Here is a 17,275-nt window from a genome sequence, read left to right on the forward strand (position 1 = left end):
GCTCATTCCTCCAGCGGCGCGACGGACCGCGTGTTCGAGTCCACGGACAGGAAGATCTGGTTGGCGACGGGATGACGCAGCTCCTCGGCGAGCTGGCCGATCAACCCGGCGGTGCGGGCGAGCAGCGCGAAGCCGCGCAGCAGTTCCAGCGGCAGGCCGAGGTCCGCCAGCACCGCGCCGCACGTCCCGGCACCGTTGAGCGGCAAGGTCTTGCCGAGCACCCGCGGGTGCACGCGCCCGATCGCGGCGAACAACGACAGGTGCGGCCCGACGAGGTTCTCCTCCTCCGCGATCTGGAACAGACGGGGCGTGCGCGGGTCGCCGTTCTTGTGCACGTGGTGGCCGAGGCCGGGGATGCGGGCTTTACCTTGCTGTCGCAGGGTTTCCAGCGCGAGTGCGTCCCAGTCGTCCACGGGTTTTCCGGCTTGGCTCACCACGCCGTTGAGGAACCGGCCGCAGTCCTCGGTGACGCCGAGGAACCGCGAGCCGCCGCCGAGCAGGCCCGCCGCGAGCGCGCCCTGCACCGAGTCCGGCGCGGACAGGTAGGTGAGGCGGCTGACGATCGCGGTCGGGGTGAAGCCGTGGTCGGCCAGTGCGGCCAGGACGGCCTCGAACAGCCGGGTCTCGCCCGGGCTCGGGCGGCGCTGGGAGGCGAGCCAGAACGCGAGCTCGCCGAACCCGACGGTGCCCATGACGTCGCGGGCGAGGTCCTTGCCCAGCAGGGTGATGGTGTCGGCGGTGGACGCGCCGAGTGCGGTCTCGTAGTGCGCCTCAGCCACTGGCATCTCCCTTCAGCCACGCGCGCAACTCGTCGCCGTGCTCGTCCAGCCCCGGCGGCGGCAGCTCGTACACCGCGGGAGTCCGCGAGAACCGGATGGGATGCCGGGTCGTGGGCACGTCCCCGACCACCACGACGGGGTCGAGCCCGAACCGCTCGGCCATCGCGAACCCGCCGTCGATGGTGTTGATCGGCCCGCACGGCACCCCGGCCGCGACGAGCAGGTCGAACCACTCGACGGCGCCGCGGGTGCGCAGCCGGGAGACCAGGACCGGCCGCAGCTCCTCGCGGTTGCGGGTGCGGTCGGCGTTGCGCGCGAACCGCGGGTCGTCCGGGACGTCCGGCAGTTCGAGCACCTCGCACAGGCGGCGGAACTGGCCGTCGTTCGCGGCCGCGACGATCAGGTCGTTGTCGGCGGTGGGCAGCGGCTCGTAGGGGAACACGCTCGGGTGCGCGTTGCCCATCCGGAACGGGACGACGCCGCCCGCGACGAACGCCGAGCTGTGGTTCACCAGGCCCGTCAGCGCCGACGACAGCAGGTTCACCTCGACGAGCTGGCCCTCGCCGGTGGCGTCGCGGTGCCGCAGCGCCGCGAGGATGCCGATCACCGCGTGGTTGCCCGCCATGACGTCGAACACGGAGATGCCCGCGCGGTACGGCGGGCCGTCCGGATCGCCGGTGAGGCTCATCAGGCCGGAGATCGCCTGCACCATCAGGTCGTAGCCGGGCACGTGCGAGCCGAGACCCGACCCGAACCCGGTGATCGACGCGTAGATCACCCGCGGGTTCGCGTCGGCGACGGACTTGTGGTCGAGGCCGTACTTGGCCAGGCCGCCCGGTTTGAAGTTCTCGATCAGCACGTCCGCGCGCCGGGCGAGCTCGCGGGCCAGCCGGACATCGGTCTCGTCACGCAGGTCCAGCGCGATGGATCGCTTGCCGCGGTTGACGCCGAGGTAGTAGGTCGAGACGTCCTCGCGCACGGGCGGCATCCACGTGCGCGTCTCGTCTCCTTGCGGCCCTTCGACCTTGACGACCGACGCACCCATGTCGGCCAGCAGCATGGTCGCGTACGGGCCCGCCAGCACGCGGGAGAAGTCGGCGACGAGCAGGCCTCCCAGCGGACCCATCAGACGGACGTCCTGGTGTCGCTGCGGTAGTCGGTGTAGGTGTAGGGGTTGTCCAGCACCTTCGCGGTCGGGATGTCCGGGTTCATGCCCTTCTCCCACGCCTCGTCGCCGAGCTGCGCGCGCAGGTGCTCGACGGTCTGCTCGACCTTGCCGCGGATCCGTTGCAGGTCGACGCCGACGAGCCGGTGGTCGCGCTTGACGATGCGGCCGTCGACGATCACCGTGTCCACATCGGACCGCTGGGCCTGGAACGCCACGTGCCCGTACGGGTTGAGGATCGGGAACATCGCGGGCGAGTTCTCGTTGCGCAGCAGGACGAGGTCGGCCTTCTTGCCGACCTCGATGCTGCCGAGGTCGTCCCGTCCCAAGGCTTTCGCACCGCCCAGGGTCGCCCACTCGACGACGTGCTCGGCGCGCAACGACGAGTGCGTGACGGTGTCGTTGCGGGCGTGTGCGGCCATGTGTTCGCGGGCACGGTCGGCGCCCAGTGTGGTGCGCATGGCGGAGAACAGGTCACCGCTCCACCACACCGAGGTGTCCATCGACAGCGACACCGGGATGCCGTGTGCGCGGATCGCCCAGGTGGGCGGGTAGCCCTGGCCCGCGCTCTGCTCGCTCTCGGTCGACACGGAGATCGAGCCACCGGTCGCGGCGATGCGGTGGTAGGAGTCGGCGGACAGCGTCGCGGCGTGCACGTAGATCGACTGGGGTGTCATGAATCCGTTGTCGTACATGAGCTTGATGCCGTCGTCGTTCGTCGCGCCCCACACGCCGGCGTGCGTCGTGACGGCGACGCCGAGCTCACGGGCGACCTCGAACGCGGGCTTCTCCGGGAACGCCGGGTCGCCGGTGACGTCGAACGCGAGCTGGAAGCCGAGCATGTCGTCGCCGGTGAAGTTGCGGCGCACGAAGTCGAGGAACTCGGGCTTCGCCGTCCAGGACGCGGGGGAGTCCTGGATGTTGCCGTAGGCCAGCACGAACCGGCCGGGTACCGCGCGCAACGCGTCGATCGCGGCGTGGGCGTGGTCGGTCGTCTGCAGGCCGTGCGACCAGTCGACCGTCGTGGTGACCCCCGCGTCGAGCGCCTCGGCCGCGGCGAGGAGGTTGCCCGCGTGGACGTCCTCCGGCCGGAAGACCTTGCCCCACTCCAGGTAGTACCAGACGAAGTACTGCGCGAGCGTCCAGTCGGCGCCGTACCCGCGCATGGCCGTCTGCCACATGTGCCGGTGCGTGTCGATCATGCCCGGCATGACGATGCCGCGCGACGCGTCGATCTCCTCGGTGCCCGCCGGCACGGCCAGCGCCGGTCCGATCGCGGCGATCCGGTCGTCCACGACGAGGACGTCGTGATCGGTGAGGATCTTCTTGGCGCCGTCCATCGTCAGAACGGTGCCGTTTCTCAGGACAACAGGACGTTCACCCGCCATTGGGGACCTCCTCGACCGGCATGCGGACAAGTGTCCGTTGAATCGTCAACCTTCGCCGGTCGCGCGTCAACCCCGCTCAGGCGACGACGACGTGGGGCACCGTGCCGAGCCGGGCGAAGTCGGCGCTGATGTCCCCGGCGGTCTGCAGCAACAGCGGCAGGTGGTGCTCGACCATGCGCTCGATCGACGTCTCCGACGCGTGGCAGTTGACGTTGATGCCCGCGATCACCGCGCCGTTGCCGTCCCGCAGCGGTGCCGCGATCGACCGGATCCCCGGCGCCAGCTGCTGGTCGGTCAACGCCCACCCGCGGGCCCGCACGTCCCTCAGCTCGGCGTCGCGCTCGGCCCGGTCCGGCTGCCACCGCGGCGTGAGCCCCGAGCGCGTCGGCTGCGCGAGCACGACCTCCAGCTCGTCGGCGGGCAGCGCGGCGAGCTGGACCTTCCCGAGCGAGGTCGGCAGCGCCGGGAACTTCGTGCCGATCTGCACGGACAGCGTGACGATCTTGGGCACCGCGACCCGTGCCACGTAGACGATGTCCGACCCGTCGAGCTGGGCGATCGACACCGACTCGTTGGTGCGTGCGCCCAGCCGTTCCATGTGCGGCCGCGCCACCTCCCACAACCCGGTCGACCGCACGTAGGCGACCCCCAGTTCGAGCACGCGCGGCGTGAGCGCGAACCCGCTCTCGTCCTGCCGCGCGTACCCCAGCTCCACCAGCGTGAGCAGGATCCGCCGAGCGGTGGGCCGCGCCAGCCCGGTGGCCGCCGCGACCTCGCTCAGCGCCATCACCGGCCGCCGGGGCTGGAACGCGCGGATCACGTCCAGCCCGCGGGCGAGCGCCTCGATGAAGTCGGGGCCGGTGTCGGGACGGGGCATGACCTCAGATTAGCGGACACCTGTCCGAATCACGGCCGTGACGGTGATGTCGACATACGCGCCGATCATGAACCGCGGCGCCCGAATGCCCAGCTTCCGGCGGTCGAGCCGCGCGGTCGCCGTCAGCACCGGCTCGCCCTCCACGGTGGACAGCTGAACGGTTCCGCCGAGCTCCACCGAAGTGCCGCGAGCGGCAAGCGTCCCGGTGACCGCCCACCCGCCCGCGACCGGCGACGCCGACGTGGCGGTGAAGGTCATCGTGGGATGCCGGTCCAGGTCGAGCAGACCGGGTTTGCGCAGGTCCAGGTCCCGCTTGGCGATCCCGGTGTCGATCGCGCCCAGGTCCAGCGTCCCGTGCACCGCGAGCAGCGTCCCGTCGGCCCCGATCTCCACGGTCCCGCCCGTGACGGGCACGGTCCCGCGCGCCTTGCGCCCCAGGTTGCCGACCACGAACGACGCGGTGGACCGCGTGAGATCGGCCTGCCACACCCCGGCGGCCAACACGCCGACGGCGGTCACGACCGCACCTCGCCGTGCTCGAAGACCTCGTGCACGGAGCAGATCTCGACCCGGTCGGCGCCGGTCAGCAACGCCGGGTCCTCACCGGGCAGCAACTTCGAGCTCATGATCGCCTTCTGGGTGTCGAGCAGCGCCTGCTCGGTCTCGGCGATCGACACGACGACCGCCGAGCCGTCGTCCCGCCGCAGCGAGTACGTCCTGATGTTGCCCGGAACCGACTCCGCCGCCGGCTTGATCCGGTGCTCGACGGCGAAGTCCTCCGCGGCCAGCTGCTCGGGGCTGCGGGGGCGGTCGAAGTAGGTGAGCTGTGCGTACATGGTCTGCCTCCCTGTGTCGTGAGATGAGTCTTGGCCGGGCGGGCGGAAGGCGGATCAGTGCCAGTACGCAGTGCGGTACTGAACGGGCACCGGGCGGCCGTCGGCTTCGGTGGTGATCGCGAGGTGGCCGGGCAGCGGGGGTGCCGGGCGGCGGGCAGCTTCCGCGGTGATCGCGGTGTGGCCGTCCCGCGCGCGGCACTGGTCCGGCGTCGTGCAGCGGCGCCGGGCAGCTTCCGTGGTGATCGCGATGTGGCCGTCCCGCGCGCGGCACTGGTCCGGCGTCGTGCAGCGGCACCGGGCAGCCACCGGGCCTCGCTGCCTGCCGTACTGAACGGGCACCGGGCGGCGATACTGCTCAGGTGGAGGTCCCGATCCTCGGCCGCGACCGCGAACTGGCCGAACTGCGCGCGGCCCTGGTGGCGGCGACGGGCCGGCTGGTGCTCATCGGCGGCGACGCCGGCATCGGCAAGACACGGCTGGCGAGCGCCGCGATGGCGATGGCCGCCGAGTACGGCATCCCGGCGGTGCGCGGCCAGGCGGTCGACGACCCCGGCATGCCGCCGTTGTGGCCGTGGCGCCGGCTGGCCCGGGACCTGCCACGGCTGGAGCGGGTGCTGGCCGGTTCGCACTTCGACCCGGCCGACGCGACGTCGCGGTTCGCGATGGTCGCCGACGCCACCGACGCCCTGATCGCCGAAGCGGGCGAGAACGGCCTGCTGGTCGTCCTGGAGGACGTGCACTGGGCGGACCGGACGTCGTTGCGCCTGCTCACCCACCTGGCGGGCGAGCTCGGCACGGCCCGGCTCGTCGTCATCGCCACCTACCGCGCCGAACCGCCGCCCGAGCTGTTGCGCGCACCGGCGGCGCACGTGCTGCGGCTCGGCGGGCTGACCCGCGCGGACCTGGCGGGCTGGGTCCGCCGCGTCACCACCGTCGCCGACGCCGACGCCCTGGCCGCGCGGCTGACCAGCGACACCGGCGGCAACCCGCTCTACGTCCGGATGCTGCTCGACCGCATCGAAGCCGACGGTGAGATCACCGTCCACCCGGAGCTGCACCGGCTCGTCCTGTCGGGTCTCGACGGCCTGAGCCCGCGTGCCCGCGAGGTGCTGGCGGCGGCGAGCGTGCTGGGTGAGCCGATCGAGCCGGCACTGCTCGCGGACATCACCGGCGTCTGCGAGCTCGGGCCGCCGCTCGACGAGGCGGTCGCCGCACGGGTGCTGGAACCCAGCTCCACGGCCTTCACCCACGCCCTGGTCCGCGACGCGATCTACCAGGACCTGCCTCCGTCGGCACGGCTGGACCTGCACCGGCGGTGCGCGGAGGCCCTCGCCTCCCGAGAAGGCCCTCCTGGGCGCATCGCCACGCACTGGCACCGCGCGGACGTGCCGGACGAGTGCACCCGCTGGGCCACCGAGGCCGCGCGCGCCGCCACCGCCGACCTGGCCTACGACGACGCTCGCCGCTTCGCCGCGCTGGCGTTGTCGTCCGCCCAACGGACATCTGCCCGTGAACGCGCCGTGCTGACGCTCGACCTGGCCAGGGCCGAGTTCCTGTCCGGCGAGGTCGGCAGCAGCCTCGACCACTGCCGGACCGCCGCCCGGCTGGCCCAGGACGCGGGCGAGCCCGACCTGATGGCCGAGGCCGCCCTGGTGATCACCGGGCTCGGCGACCCGGAGCTGCTCACGGCGGCCGACCACCTTTGCGTGCAGGCGCTTCGGCAGCAGCCGTCGGACGTCCTGCGCGCCAGGCTGCTGGCCCGCCGCGCGATGGCCGCCACCACGACGGGGTCCGGCGAGCTGGCCAGAACGCTCTCCGCCACGGCGCTGGAGCTCGCGTCCCGCAGTGGCGACCCGGACGCCGAACTGGACGGCATCCACGCCCGGCACCTGGCGTTGTGCGCTCCGCAGTTCCGCGCCGAACGCGTGGAGCTGGCCCGTCGCGCGGTGGAGCTGGCCGCGACCGCACGCCAGCCCCACGCCGCCTTGTGGGGGCACGTCTGGCTGGTGGACGCGGCGTTCCAGGCGGGCGACCTCGTCACCGTCGACCACGAGCTGGCCCTGATCGAACAGTTCGCCGCGGCTCGCCGGCACCCCATCGCGTGGTGGCACCTGCACCGCCTCAGCGCGACCCGTGCGGCGCTGGTCGGCCAGTTCGCCGTTGCGGCGGAACACAACGAGACCGCCCGCGCTCTCGCGGAACGCATCGGCCCCACCGCGGCGAAGGGCATGTACTACGCCTTCCAGAACTGGATGGCCTACCTCCACGGCACGATCGACGCCGAGTCCGCCGACGAGGCCTTGGCGGCCCTGAAAGCAGCCCCCGAGGTGCCGCTGGTCCGCGTCTTCGCCCCGCTCCTGCACGCGCTGCGCGGCGACCTGGAGCAGGCGCGCGCCACGTTCGAGGAGTTCCGCACGATGCCCGCCACCATGGAGGTCGGGCCGCTGTGGGCGCCTCTGGTCAGCATGATCGGCCTGGTCGCGGTCATGCTCGACGACACCGGGACCGCGGACCTCGTGCACCGCACACTGTCCACAGTGGAGCCCGGCTTCTCCGCGGACGGCTCCGGCACGGTGTTCTGCAGCGGCGCCTCACCGCAGTTGCTCGGCGACCTCGCCATGACGTGCGGCCGGATCGAGGTCGCCGTCGAGCACTACCGCCTCGCCGCCGAGATGAACGCGCGCATCGGCGCCCGCCCGTTCCTCGCGCTGAGCCGGCTCGGCCTGGCCCAGGCGCTCGTGGAACTGGGCGACCTCGCCGAGGCGCGGACCCTGGCCGCGCAGGCGGCCGCCGAGTTCCGCGCGCTCGGCCTTCCCGTGCGCCTGGCCGCCGCCGACCGCCTGCTGCGCCGCATCGGCACGGCCGAGCAGGCCGCGAACCCGTTGTCGCCGCGGGAGTCCGAGGTGGTCGAGCTGATCGCGCGGGCGCTGACCAACCGGCAGATCGCGACCCGGCTCGTGCTGTCCGAGCGGACCGTCGAGACGCACGTGCGCAGCGTGCTGGCCAAGCTGGGGCTGCGCACCAGGACCGAGATCGCGGCCTGGTCGTTGCGCGACAAACCGTGACCGCCGAGTGTCAGGCCTGGACTTCCGGGAAACGTGCCAGCCCGACCGCCAGCGTCAGCTCCAGCACCCGGCGCGGCGAGGCGAGGTCCGGGAACAGGTCGCGCAGCTGCGACATCCGGTACCGCACGGTCTGCGGGTGCACGAACAACGCCGTCGCCACCTCCTCCCGCCTGCCGTGGTGCAGCAGCCACGCCCGCAACGTCTCCTCCAGCCGCCGGGCGGTGCCGGAGGGCAGCGTGCGCAACGGCGCGAGCGCGCGCGCCCGCAGGTCGGCGTAGGCGTCGACGTCGGCGCTCAGCACGAGCTCCGGCAGGTGGTCCTCGGTGTCGCGGATGTCGGGGGAGAGCGAACGTGCGCGCACGGCCCGTGCGTACGAGGCGGACGCACGGGTCCACGGGCGGGCCGGACCGACCACGGCGGCGCGGCCGGTGAGCTGGCGCTGCAGGTGGGCGCGGTCGGCGTCGGGCACCAGCAGCACGCCGAGGGTGTCCGGCAGGTCGTCGAGGACCAGGGTGCCGGGGTCGAGCAGGCGGTACGCGGGGCGGGCCTGGGCGGCGGGCAGCAGCACCGCGGTGAGCGTGCTCGGCGGTTGCCAGCCCGCCCGTTGCGCGGCGGCGAGCAGCACGTCGGCGGCCGCGCCCGCGAGCAGGTCGCGGGCCAGCTGTTCCAGGTGACGCTCGTGGGCCAGGCCGCGCGCGGCCAGTTCGTCGGCGTGGCCGGCGGCGCTCGCGGCGGACAGCTCGTCGATGTAGGCGAACGTCAGCTCGGCGAACTTCGCCACCTCCGCGGCCGGCAGCCCCGCCGGCACGGCCCCCGCGGCCAGGCCGCGCCAGGCCACCCGCGCACCGACGCGGTAGGCGCTGAGCAGGGCGTCCATCGAGCGCCCGTCCCGCACCTCGCCGCGGCCCAGCTCGTATGCTGCGTCACTGGCGTCGCCGCCGGTGGCCTTGCCGCCCGCCAGGTCCAGGTAGTGGCCGAGGGCGGTGCGGACGGCGCGGCGGATGGTGCCGCCCATGCGCCCGGAAAGTGCGTTGGCGTACGACGGCACTTCGTCGATGATCGCCTGGACGACCTCGTCCGCGGTCGTCTTCAGCACCGCGCGCAACGCGGTGACGGTCCTCTCGTCCAGGGCCAGTTCGGTGGCCCTCCGGATTGCGTGGCTCACGTTTTGTTCCCTGCGAACAATTCAGTCGACCAGATTCACGTCCTGCGGACAGGACTTTACGCCCTGCGGCGCATCAAGCTGGAGTCATGACGAGTACCGCCCTTCGCAGCAGGGCGTGGCAACTGCTGGAGATGGTCACGACGCCGCTGCTGCCGTCGGACTACCTGGACCTGTTCAGCCCCCTCCGCGCGGGTGCTGACCTGCGAGGACGCATCGAGGCCGTGCACCGGGAGACCCCCGACGCCGCGACCATCGTGATCAGGCCGGGCAAGGGCTGGAGAGGCCATCGAGCCGGCCAGTACGTCCGGATCGGCGTCGACGTGGACGGCGTGCGCCTGTGGCGGGCCTACTCGGTGACCTCGCCGACGAGCCGCCAGGACGGCCGCATCACCATCACCGTGAAGGCCATCCCGGACGGCAAGGTGAGCAACCACCTGGTCCGCAGGGCGAAGCCGGGCACGGTGATCCAGCTCGACCAGGCGACCGGCGACTTCGTGCTGCCGGCGACGAAGCCCGCGAAGGTGCTCTACCTGACCGCGGGCAGCGGCATCACCCCCGCGATGGGCATGCTGCGCGACGCCGACCTCGACGACGTCGTGATGGTCCACTCCGCCCCGCGCGAGGAAGACGTGATCTTCCGCAACGACCTGCACGACCTGGTCGCGGACAAGAAACTTCGCCTCGTCGAGCTGCACACCGACACCGACGGCATGCTCGACATCGCCCGCCTCGGCGAGCTCGTGCCCGACTGGGCCGAGCGCGAGACGTGGGCCTGCGGTCCCGCGGGCCTGCTCGACGCCGCCGAAGAGCACTGGGCGACGCACGGACTGTCCGAACTGCTGCACACCGAGCGCTTCCGCCCGTCCGTCGTCGTGGTCGGCGACGGCGGCGAGGTCACCTTCGGCACCACCGGCAAGACCGTCGACGCGGACGGTGCCACGCCGTTGCTGGACGTCGGCGAGCAGGCGGGCGTGCTCATGCCGTCCGGGTGCCGCATGGGCATCTGCTTCGGCTGCAGCACCCCGCTCAAGGCAGGCGCCGTCCGCGACCTGCGCACCGGCGAGATCACCGAGGCAGAGCCCGGTGTCCTGGTGCAGACCTGCGTGTCCGCCGCGGCGGGCCCCTGCGAACTCGAACGCTGACCCTCCCCGCGAAGTGGCCCACCCCCCAGCCACTGCACCCCCGAAAGCGAGCTGCATGACCGCCATCGACCCCACCGCCCACCTGACCGCGGAGCAGATCGAGGAGCTCGGCCGCGAGCTCGACGCGATCCGCGACGAGGTGATCGCGAGCCGCGGCGAGAAAGACGCCGCCTACATCCGCAAGGTCATCTCGGCGCAGCGCAAGCTGGAGCTGGCCAGCAGGGCGGTGCTGCTGTTCTCGATCTTCCCGCCCGCGTGGCTGATCGGGACCGCCGGTCTGTCGGTCGCGAAGATCATGGACAACATGGAGATCGGTCACAACATCCTGCACGGCCAGTGGGACTGGATGCGCGACCCGAAGATCCACTCCTCCACCTGGGACTGGGACCACGTCTCGCCGGCCGACCAGTGGAAGCACTCGCACAACGAGCTGCACCACAAGTACACCAACGTGATCGGCAAGGACAACGACCTCGGCTACGGCATCATGCGCGTCGACGAGGACCAGAAGTGGCACCCGATCCACCTCGGCCAGCCGCTGTGGAACTTCATCAACGCCTGCTTCTTCGAGTACGGCATCGCCGCGTACGACCTGGAGCTCGGCAAGAACCTGCACAAGCGCCGCCGCAAGAACCCCGAGTTCCGCGCGCGGGCCAAGGCGGTCGGCCGCAAGATCCGCAAGCAGGTCCTCAAGGACTACGTGATCCACCCGCTGCTGTCGGGCCCGTCGTTCCTGACCACGCTCGCCGCCACGTTCACCGCGAACCTGATCCGCAACCTGTGGTCGCACTCGGTGATCATGTGCGGGCACTTCCCCGAGGGCGTGCAGGTCTTCGAGCGCCGGTCCATCTCCGGTGAGACGCGCGGCCAGTGGTACCTGCGGCAGATGATGGGCTCGGCGAACATCAGCGGCAGCAAGGCCATGCACTTCATGACCGGCAACCTGTCGCACCAGATCGAGCACCACCTGTTCCCGGACCTGCCGAGCAACCGCTACGCCGAGGTCGCGGTCAAGGTGCGCGCGCTGTTCGAGAAGTACGAGCTGGAGTACGTGACCGGGCCGCTGCCCAAGCAGGTGTTCTCGGCCTGGCGCAAGGTCTTCCGGCTCTCGCTGCCGAACCGCAAGCCCAAGGTCAAGACGCCGGACCGCGAGAAGGAGCTCGTCGCGGCCTGACACCACTCAGAACTGGCCGTGCCGGCCGGCGCCGTCCGTGAACCGGGCGGCGCCGGCCGCGCCTTCACGTTGCACGACCGGGATTCCGGCCGCGCCCTCCGCCCGGAGCGCCGCCGCGGTAGGCAGGTCGAGAGCGGCATAGGTCGAGGCGCGGTCCGCGAGCACGCATTCGAACGGGAACGACGCGATCTGCTCGGCCAGTTGGAGCGCGGCGGCCACCGCCTGACCGGGTTCGACCACGCGGTTGGCCAGTCCGATCGCGAGCGCCTCCTCCGCGCCCACCGGGCGGCCGGTGAGGATCAGGTCCAGCGCCCGCCCCAGCCCTACGATCCTGGGCAGCCGGACCGTGCCGCCGTCGATCAGCGGCACGCCCCAGCGCCGGCAGAACACGCCGAACACCGCGTCGCGCTCGACCACCCGCAGGTCGGCGAGCAACGCCAGTTCCAGCCCGCCCGCGACCGCGTGGCCGCTGACGGCCGCGATCAGCGGCTTGCTCAGCTGCAACCTCGTCGGACCCATCGGTCCGGTGCCGTCGGGGTCGAGCTCGTTGCGGCGGGCGGGATCGCCGACGGAGGTCAGGTCGGCGCCCGAGCAGAACGTGCCGCCCGCTCCCGCGAGCACCGCCACGCGCTGGCCGTCGTCCTCCTCGAACGCCAGGAAGGCGTCGCGCAGCTGCGCGGCCATCGGGCCGTCGACCGCGTTGCGCCGCTCCGGGCGGTTCAGCCAGATCACCGTGGTGGTTCCGGTGATCTCGACACGCACGTCCATCCGACCTCCGTTTCCGCGCACAGGCTAGCGAGGCGTGCGCTTTCCGGGTTCGTGCTGTAGTACTGCACCTCATGGCCATCGTCTCTCCCGGCTTCACCGGGCGGCGTCAGTCACCGGACGTGCAGCTGCCGCCGGGGCAGTACCTCACCGAGGACTTTCCGGTGCTCACCGCCGGCCCGACGCCGCGCGTGCCGACCGACCGGTGGGAGCTCACCATCGGCACCGAGGCCGGCCAGAAGCACACGTGGTCGTGGCAGCAGCTGATCGAGCTGCCCGCCGAGAAGATCACGACCGACATCCACTGCGTCACCAAGTGGTCCAAGCTCGGCACCCGGTGGAAGGGCGTCTCGCTGGACGTGCTGCTGGAGGACGTGGAGACGGCGGCGGACTTCGCGCTCGTCCACTCCTACGGCGGCTACACGACCAACCTGCCGCTGGAGGACCTGCTCGACGGCCAGGCCTGGATCGCGTACCGCTACGACGACGAGGACCTCACGCCCGAGCACGGCGGCCCCGCGCGGTTGCTCGTGCCGCACCTGTACTTCTGGAAGTCGGCCAAGTGGGTGCGCGGCATCCAGCTGCTGCTGGAGGACGAACCCGGCTTCTGGGAGACCGCCGGCTACCACGACTACGGAGACCCATGGCGCGAGCAGCGGTACCAGGGCGACTGACCTGGCGGGTGGCCGCGCTGGCCGAGGCCGCCGACCTGACGAAGAGCGCGCGCAGTCTCGTGTTCGACGTGCCGGACTGGCCGGGACACCTGCCGGGCCAGCACGTCGACGTGCGCCTGACCGCCGAGGACGGCTACTCGGTGCAGCGCAGCTACTCGATCTCCTCGGCACCGGACGGCGAGCGCGTCGAGCTGGCCGTGCAGCGGGTCGAGGACGGCGAGGTCTCGCCGTACCTGTGCGACGTGCTTCCGGTGGGCGCCGAGATCGAGCTGCGCGGACCGGTCGGCGGCTGGTTCGTGTGGCGTGGCGGCGACCAGTCGCCGGTGACGCTCGTGGCGGGCGGATCGGGCATCGCGCCGCTGATGGCGATGATCCGGGCGCGGGCAGCGGAGGGCAGCCGCGTGCCGTTCCGGTTGATCTACTCGGTGCGCACGCCCGACGACGTGATGTTCGCCGACGAGCTGCGCCGGCGTGCCCGCGAGGACGCCGGGCTGGACGTGCACCTGGTGTACACCCGGCGGGCTCCGGAGGGGGCTCCGGAGCCGCCGGGCCGGCTGGGTGTGGCCACCGTGAACACGTACGCGTGGCCCGCCGAGTTCAGCCCGCAGTGCTTCGTGTGCGGGCCCACCGGGTTCGTCGAGACGGTGTCCGACATCCTCGTGGCGCTCGGGCACGACCCGCGCCGCGTCCGCACCGAACGCTTCGGCTGACAGGAGACCTGCGATGGGCGATGACCACGTGGACGGCAACGCGCTCGCGGGCGACCTGCGGGAGATCTTCGCGGTGGACCTGACGGTGGCGACCGGGCAGTGCGCGGGCTGCGGCCACAAGGGCTCGGTGGCGACGTTGCGGGTCTACCGGAACGCGCCGGGGATCGTGGCGCGTTGCCCGCACTGCGAGGAGGTCGTGCTGCGGGTGGTGCGCGGACGCGACCGGGCGTGGCTGGACCTGCGCGGCGCGGTCAGCCTGGAGATCCCGCTGACCTCGTGACTTGTGGACGCGCTCTCACGCGCGCCCCGAACTTGTCCTGTTTGACATGGCCGATACCTCCGATCGGAGGTAGCTCGGTGTTCGAAGCCTGTGCCTGGATAGATGGGAGCGCTCTTACAACGTTGTAAAACGAAGGGGACCTCGCTGATGAGAAAACCCGCCTCCCTCCTCGTCGCGCTGCTGCTGGCGCTGGGTGTCGCGCCCGGCACACCACCCGCAGGCGCCGCCGAGCCCGTGCACGGCCTGAAGGGCGAGTACTTCAGCATGTCGGCGCCGGGTGCGCGGGACTTCGCGACGCTCGCGGGCACCGTGCTGGACGCCGAGGTGAACCACCCGGACCTGACCTCGGTGTTCGGCTTCCTGGCCGGCCGCACCGAGCACACGACGGCGCGCTGGACCGGCCGGATCGCGGTGCCGCGGACCGGCGACTACACGTTCTACGCCATCGGCGACAACGGTTTCCGGCTGTTCGTCGACGAGAAACCCGTGATCGACCACTGGGTGGGGGACTGGGACCGCGAGCAGACCAGCGCGCCGGTGTCGCTGACGGCCGGGCGCCAGTACGACTTCCGGCTGGAGATGTTCCAGGACACCGGTGGCGCCAACATGTTCCTGCGCTGGTCGGGCGCGGGCACGCCGAAGCAGATCGTGCCGGAGTCCGCGTTCACACCGCCCGCGGACTTCCGGGTCGTTCCGCGCACCGCGAAGATCTCCGACGACGGACGGGTGCTCACGGCGGAGTTCGACGGCCGCGTCACCGACGCCGCCGACCTGAAGGCGCACCTGAGGATCGACGTGGACGCGACGGCCATGCCGGTGGACCTGGTCACCGCGCACCGCGACCGCCTCACCGTCCGGTTGAGCGAGAAGGTGCTGAAGAGCCAGCGGGTCCGGCTGTTCTACGACGGCGCGGGACGGCTCACTGCGGGAGGCCGGAAGGTCGAGAAGACCGCGCGCACGGTCACGAACGGGTCGAAGCAGCGGCTCAGGACGCCGTGGGGGGAGAACGTCGACCCGCGCAACCCGTTGCCGGAGTACCCGAGGCCGCAGCTGGAGCGCGAGAAGTGGCTCAACCTCAACGGGCCGTGGGAGTTCGCGGGCGCGAAAGCCGGTCAGCAACCGGTGTTCGGGCAACGGCTGCCGGAACGCGTGATCGTGCCGTTCCCGATCGAGTCGCAGCTGTCCGGGCTGGAACGGCACGAGGACCACATGTTCTACCGCCGCACGGTGACCGTGCCGCGCGACTGGTCCGGGCAACGGGTGAGGCTCAACTTCGGCGCGGTGGACCACGAGGCCAGGGTGTGGGTCAACGGCAAGCCGGTCGCCGAGCACTCCGGTGGCTACACGGCGTTCGGCGCGGACATCACGGATGCGCTCACCCGCGGTGGTGAGCAGGAGATCGTCGTCGCGGTCACCGACACGACCGGCCCGAACCAGCCGAAGGGCAAGCAGTCTCGTGATCCCGGCGGCATCTTCTACACGCCGTCGTCGGGCATCTGGCAGACCGTGTGGCTGGAACCGGTGCCGGACAAGGCGATCGACGACCTGAGGATGACCCCGGACCTCGCCACGAGCTCGCTGTCGCTCACCGTCTCGTCCACCGCGAACGCCACCGTCACGGCGGTCGCGAAGGACGCGCGCGGCAGGCAGGTCGGCACGATCTCCGGGCCCGCCAACGAGAACCTGTCGCTCAAGGTCGCGGACCCGCACCTGTGGTCACCGGACGACCCGTACCTGTACCAGCTGGAGATCAGGCTCGGCGCCGACCGGGTGAAGAGCTACTTCGGCATGCGGTCCATCGGCGTGACGGACGTGGGCGGGCAGCGGAAGCTCACGCTCAACGGGCAGCCGGTCTTCAGCCTCATGATGCTCGACCAGGGCTTCTTCCCGGACGGCCTGAACACCGCGCCGAGCGACGACGCGCTGGCGTTCGACCTCAAGGCGCAGAAGGACCTCGGCTTCAACTCCGTCCGCAAGCACATCAAGGGCGAACCCGCCCGGTGGTACTACCACGCGGACCGGCTGGGACTGCTGGTGTGGCAGGACTTCGTGTCCGTCGAGGACGGTGGCAACCCGCAGGCGCAGCAGGCTTTCCTCAGCGAGAACCGCGAGATGATGCGGCAGCTGCACAACTCGCCGTCGATCTTCGCCTGGATCGTGTTCAACGAGGGCTGGGGCGAGTGGGACCGCACCGTCACCGGCCAGATCGCCGAGGAGGTCAAGGCCGCCGACCCGAGCCGGATCGTCAACGCGCACAGCGGCGTGAACTGCTGTGCCTCCAAGGGGGATTCCGGCAAGGGCGACGTGATCGACCACCACGACTACAACAACACCGACCCGGCCCGGCCGGACGGCAGGCGCGTGGTGATGGACGGCGAGCACGGCGGCTTCACGCTGCGCACGCCGGGGCACCAGTGGCCGGGCGCGCCGGCGAACATCTACAGCGGTGTGGCGGACAAGGCGGCGCTGACGGCGAAGTACGTCGACAACACCCGCACGTTCTACCTCGGCCAGGCGCGCGCCGAGCTGTCCGCGTCGGTCTACACGCAGGTCACCGACCTGGAGAACGAGCTCAACGGGTTCTGGACCTACGACCGCAAGCGCATCAAGGTCGATCCCGGCCCGGTCCGCGAGATCAACCGGCGCGTCATCGAGGCCGGCGCGAACGCGGGCAAGCCCTACCCGTACGCGGGACGCGGCGCGTGGCGGCTCGACGAGACCCGCGGAGTGGTGGCGAAGGACTCCAGCGGTGGCGGCAACCCGTTGCGGCTCAGCCCGGCCGGTGCGAAGTGGGCCGGCGGCGCGCTGGAGCTCAGCGACGGCTCGGCCGAGACCTACGGCCCGGTCGTCGACACCACCGGTGACTACACGGTGTCGGCACGGGTGCGGCTCGACGAGCTGCCGGGCAACTACGCCACGGCGGTGAGCCAGGACGGCCGCGAGCGGGAGAACCCCTTCTACCTGCAGTACGGGCAGGGCGCGTTCGCGTTCAGCACTCCCGGCGGCAACCGGGCGCGCTACGAGCTCACGCCGCAGCTCGGCCGCTGGTACGAGCTGAAGGGGGAGCGGAGAGGCGGCGAGATCCGGCTCTACGTGGACGGCGCGCTGGTCGCGACGGCACCGGCCGGGCCGGCGATCGTCAGCACCGGCGGGCTCGCGGTGGGCCGGGCCAAGTTCGGCGGCCAGAACACCGACTTCTGGCACGGCGCCGTCGCGGACGTCCGGGTCGGCTCGTGACGGCGGGCGGGACCGCGG

General features: G+C 71.7%; 16 protein-coding genes. 7 read left to right on the plus strand and 9 right to left on the minus strand.

What is annotated here, in order from left to right:
* Positions 1-2: 2 nt before the first annotated feature.
* From ACWEIJ_RS14400 to ACWEIJ_RS14430, 7 genes are all read right to left on the minus strand, one after another.
* Positions 3-779 carry a citryl-CoA lyase gene (locus ACWEIJ_RS14400; protein WP_449837610.1) on the minus strand — a complete coding sequence of 259 codons (777 nt, stop codon included), beginning with the start codon at positions 777-779 and terminating at the stop codon, positions 3-5.
* Positions 772-1,905: a CaiB/BaiF CoA transferase family protein gene (locus ACWEIJ_RS14405; protein WP_449837611.1), complete on the minus strand. Its 1,134-nt coding sequence runs from the start codon at positions 1,903-1,905 to the stop codon at positions 772-774. The genes ACWEIJ_RS14400 and ACWEIJ_RS14405 overlap by 8 nt, the downstream gene beginning before the upstream one ends.
* The gene (locus tag ACWEIJ_RS14410; RefSeq protein ID WP_449837612.1) at positions 1,905-3,284 is read right to left on the minus strand and encodes an amidohydrolase family protein; all 1,380 of its coding nucleotides are present in this window, start codon (positions 3,282-3,284) and stop codon (positions 1,905-1,907) included. The genes ACWEIJ_RS14405 and ACWEIJ_RS14410 overlap by 1 nt, the downstream gene beginning before the upstream one ends.
* A 124-nt stretch (positions 3,285-3,408) precedes the next feature.
* On the minus strand, positions 3,409-4,209 hold the full coding sequence (locus ACWEIJ_RS14415; protein WP_449837613.1) for an IclR family transcriptional regulator domain-containing protein: 801 nt from the start codon (positions 4,207-4,209) through the stop codon (positions 3,409-3,411).
* A gap of 9 nt (positions 4,210-4,218) precedes the next feature.
* Positions 4,219-4,728, minus strand: coding sequence for a YceI family protein (locus tag ACWEIJ_RS14420; protein ID WP_449837614.1), 510 nt, complete (start codon positions 4,726-4,728; stop codon positions 4,219-4,221).
* Positions 4,725-5,045 carry a hypothetical protein gene (locus tag ACWEIJ_RS14425; RefSeq protein ID WP_449837615.1) on the minus strand — a complete coding sequence of 107 codons (321 nt, stop codon included), beginning with the start codon at positions 5,043-5,045 and terminating at the stop codon, positions 4,725-4,727. Before ACWEIJ_RS14425 ends, ACWEIJ_RS14420 begins: the two co-directional genes overlap by 4 nt.
* 54 nt (positions 5,046-5,099) lie before the next feature.
* Positions 5,100-5,384, minus strand: a complete 285-nt coding sequence (locus ACWEIJ_RS14430) for a hypothetical protein (protein WP_449837616.1) — start codon at positions 5,382-5,384, stop codon at positions 5,100-5,102.
* 20 nt (positions 5,385-5,404) lie between these two features.
* Here ACWEIJ_RS14430 and ACWEIJ_RS14435 point away from each other — a divergent pair, with 20 nt between their 5' ends.
* Complete coding sequence (locus ACWEIJ_RS14435; protein WP_449837617.1) at positions 5,405-8,110, plus strand: ATP-binding protein; 2,706 nt, start codon at positions 5,405-5,407, stop codon at positions 8,108-8,110.
* A 10-nt stretch (positions 8,111-8,120) separates the two neighbouring features.
* Here ACWEIJ_RS14435 and ACWEIJ_RS14440 read toward each other — a convergent pair whose 3' ends face one another.
* Complete coding sequence (locus ACWEIJ_RS14440; protein WP_449837618.1) at positions 8,121-9,275, minus strand: helix-turn-helix domain-containing protein; 1,155 nt, start codon at positions 9,273-9,275, stop codon at positions 8,121-8,123.
* A gap of 86 nt (positions 9,276-9,361) precedes the next feature.
* Between ACWEIJ_RS14440 and ACWEIJ_RS14445 the strand changes: the two genes are divergently transcribed.
* The gene (locus ACWEIJ_RS14445) at positions 9,362-10,417 is read left to right on the plus strand and encodes a ferredoxin reductase (RefSeq protein ID WP_449837619.1); all 1,056 of its coding nucleotides are present in this window, start codon (positions 9,362-9,364) and stop codon (positions 10,415-10,417) included.
* Between the two features lie 55 nt (positions 10,418-10,472).
* Positions 10,473-11,591: a fatty acid desaturase family protein gene (locus ACWEIJ_RS14450; protein WP_449837620.1), complete on the plus strand. Its 1,119-nt coding sequence runs from the start codon at positions 10,473-10,475 to the stop codon at positions 11,589-11,591.
* Positions 11,592-11,597: 6 nt separating this feature from the next.
* Here ACWEIJ_RS14450 and ACWEIJ_RS14455 read toward each other — a convergent pair whose 3' ends face one another.
* A complete protein-coding gene (locus tag ACWEIJ_RS14455) occupies positions 11,598-12,359 on the minus strand; it encodes a crotonase/enoyl-CoA hydratase family protein (RefSeq protein ID WP_449837621.1) in 762 nt (253 codons plus the stop codon).
* 71 nt (positions 12,360-12,430) lie between these two features.
* Between ACWEIJ_RS14455 and ACWEIJ_RS14460 the strand changes: the two genes are divergently transcribed.
* The 4 genes from ACWEIJ_RS14460 (at position 12,431) to ACWEIJ_RS14475 (ending at position 17,257) form a co-directional block, all read left to right on the plus strand.
* Positions 12,431-13,030 carry a sulfite oxidase-like oxidoreductase gene (locus tag ACWEIJ_RS14460; RefSeq protein WP_449837622.1) on the plus strand — a complete coding sequence of 200 codons (600 nt, stop codon included), beginning with the start codon at positions 12,431-12,433 and terminating at the stop codon, positions 13,028-13,030.
* Positions 13,000-13,740 (plus strand): ferredoxin reductase, encoded by a 741-nt coding sequence (locus tag ACWEIJ_RS14465; protein ID WP_449837623.1) that lies wholly within the window; start codon positions 13,000-13,002, stop codon positions 13,738-13,740. The genes ACWEIJ_RS14460 and ACWEIJ_RS14465 overlap by 31 nt, the downstream gene beginning before the upstream one ends.
* A 13-nt stretch (positions 13,741-13,753) precedes the next feature.
* Positions 13,754-14,020: a DUF6510 family protein gene (locus tag ACWEIJ_RS14470; RefSeq protein ID WP_449837624.1), complete on the plus strand. Its 267-nt coding sequence runs from the start codon at positions 13,754-13,756 to the stop codon at positions 14,018-14,020.
* A 147-nt stretch (positions 14,021-14,167) separates the two neighbouring features.
* Entirely contained in the window at positions 14,168-17,257 is a 3,090-nt protein-coding gene (locus tag ACWEIJ_RS14475; protein ID WP_449837625.1) for a PA14 domain-containing protein, read from the plus strand.
* Positions 17,258-17,275: the final 18 nt, after the last annotated feature.

Source organism: Lentzea sp. NPDC004789 (assembly GCF_053601075.1).

Excerpts from the sequence above, each read along its gene's own strand:
- ACWEIJ_RS14405 (WP_449837611.1), bottom strand. The coding sequence starts at position 1,905 with ATGGGTCCGCTGGGAGGCCTGCTCGTCGCCGACTTCTCCCGCGTGCTG.
- ACWEIJ_RS14455 (WP_449837621.1), bottom strand. The coding sequence starts at position 12,359 with ATGGACGTGCGTGTCGAGATCACCGGAACCACCACGGTGATCTGGCTG.
- ACWEIJ_RS14460 (WP_449837622.1), top strand. The coding sequence starts at position 12,431 with ATGGCCATCGTCTCTCCCGGCTTCACCGGGCGGCGTCAGTCACCGGAC.
- ACWEIJ_RS14450 (WP_449837620.1), top strand. The coding sequence starts at position 10,473 with ATGACCGCCATCGACCCCACCGCCCACCTGACCGCGGAGCAGATCGAG.
- ACWEIJ_RS14445 (WP_449837619.1), top strand. The coding sequence starts at position 9,362 with ATGACGAGTACCGCCCTTCGCAGCAGGGCGTGGCAACTGCTGGAGATG.
- ACWEIJ_RS14410 (WP_449837612.1), bottom strand. The coding sequence starts at position 3,284 with ATGGACGGCGCCAAGAAGATCCTCACCGATCACGACGTCCTCGTCGTG.
- ACWEIJ_RS14475 (WP_449837625.1), top strand. The coding sequence starts at position 14,168 with ATGAGAAAACCCGCCTCCCTCCTCGTCGCGCTGCTGCTGGCGCTGGGT.
- ACWEIJ_RS14465 (WP_449837623.1), top strand. The coding sequence starts at position 13,000 with ATGGCGCGAGCAGCGGTACCAGGGCGACTGACCTGGCGGGTGGCCGCG.
- ACWEIJ_RS14470 (WP_449837624.1), top strand. The coding sequence starts at position 13,754 with ATGGGCGATGACCACGTGGACGGCAACGCGCTCGCGGGCGACCTGCGG.
- ACWEIJ_RS14415 (WP_449837613.1), bottom strand. The coding sequence starts at position 4,209 with ATGCCCCGTCCCGACACCGGCCCCGACTTCATCGAGGCGCTCGCCCGC.
- ACWEIJ_RS14425 (WP_449837615.1), bottom strand. The coding sequence starts at position 5,045 with ATGTACGCACAGCTCACCTACTTCGACCGCCCCCGCAGCCCCGAGCAG.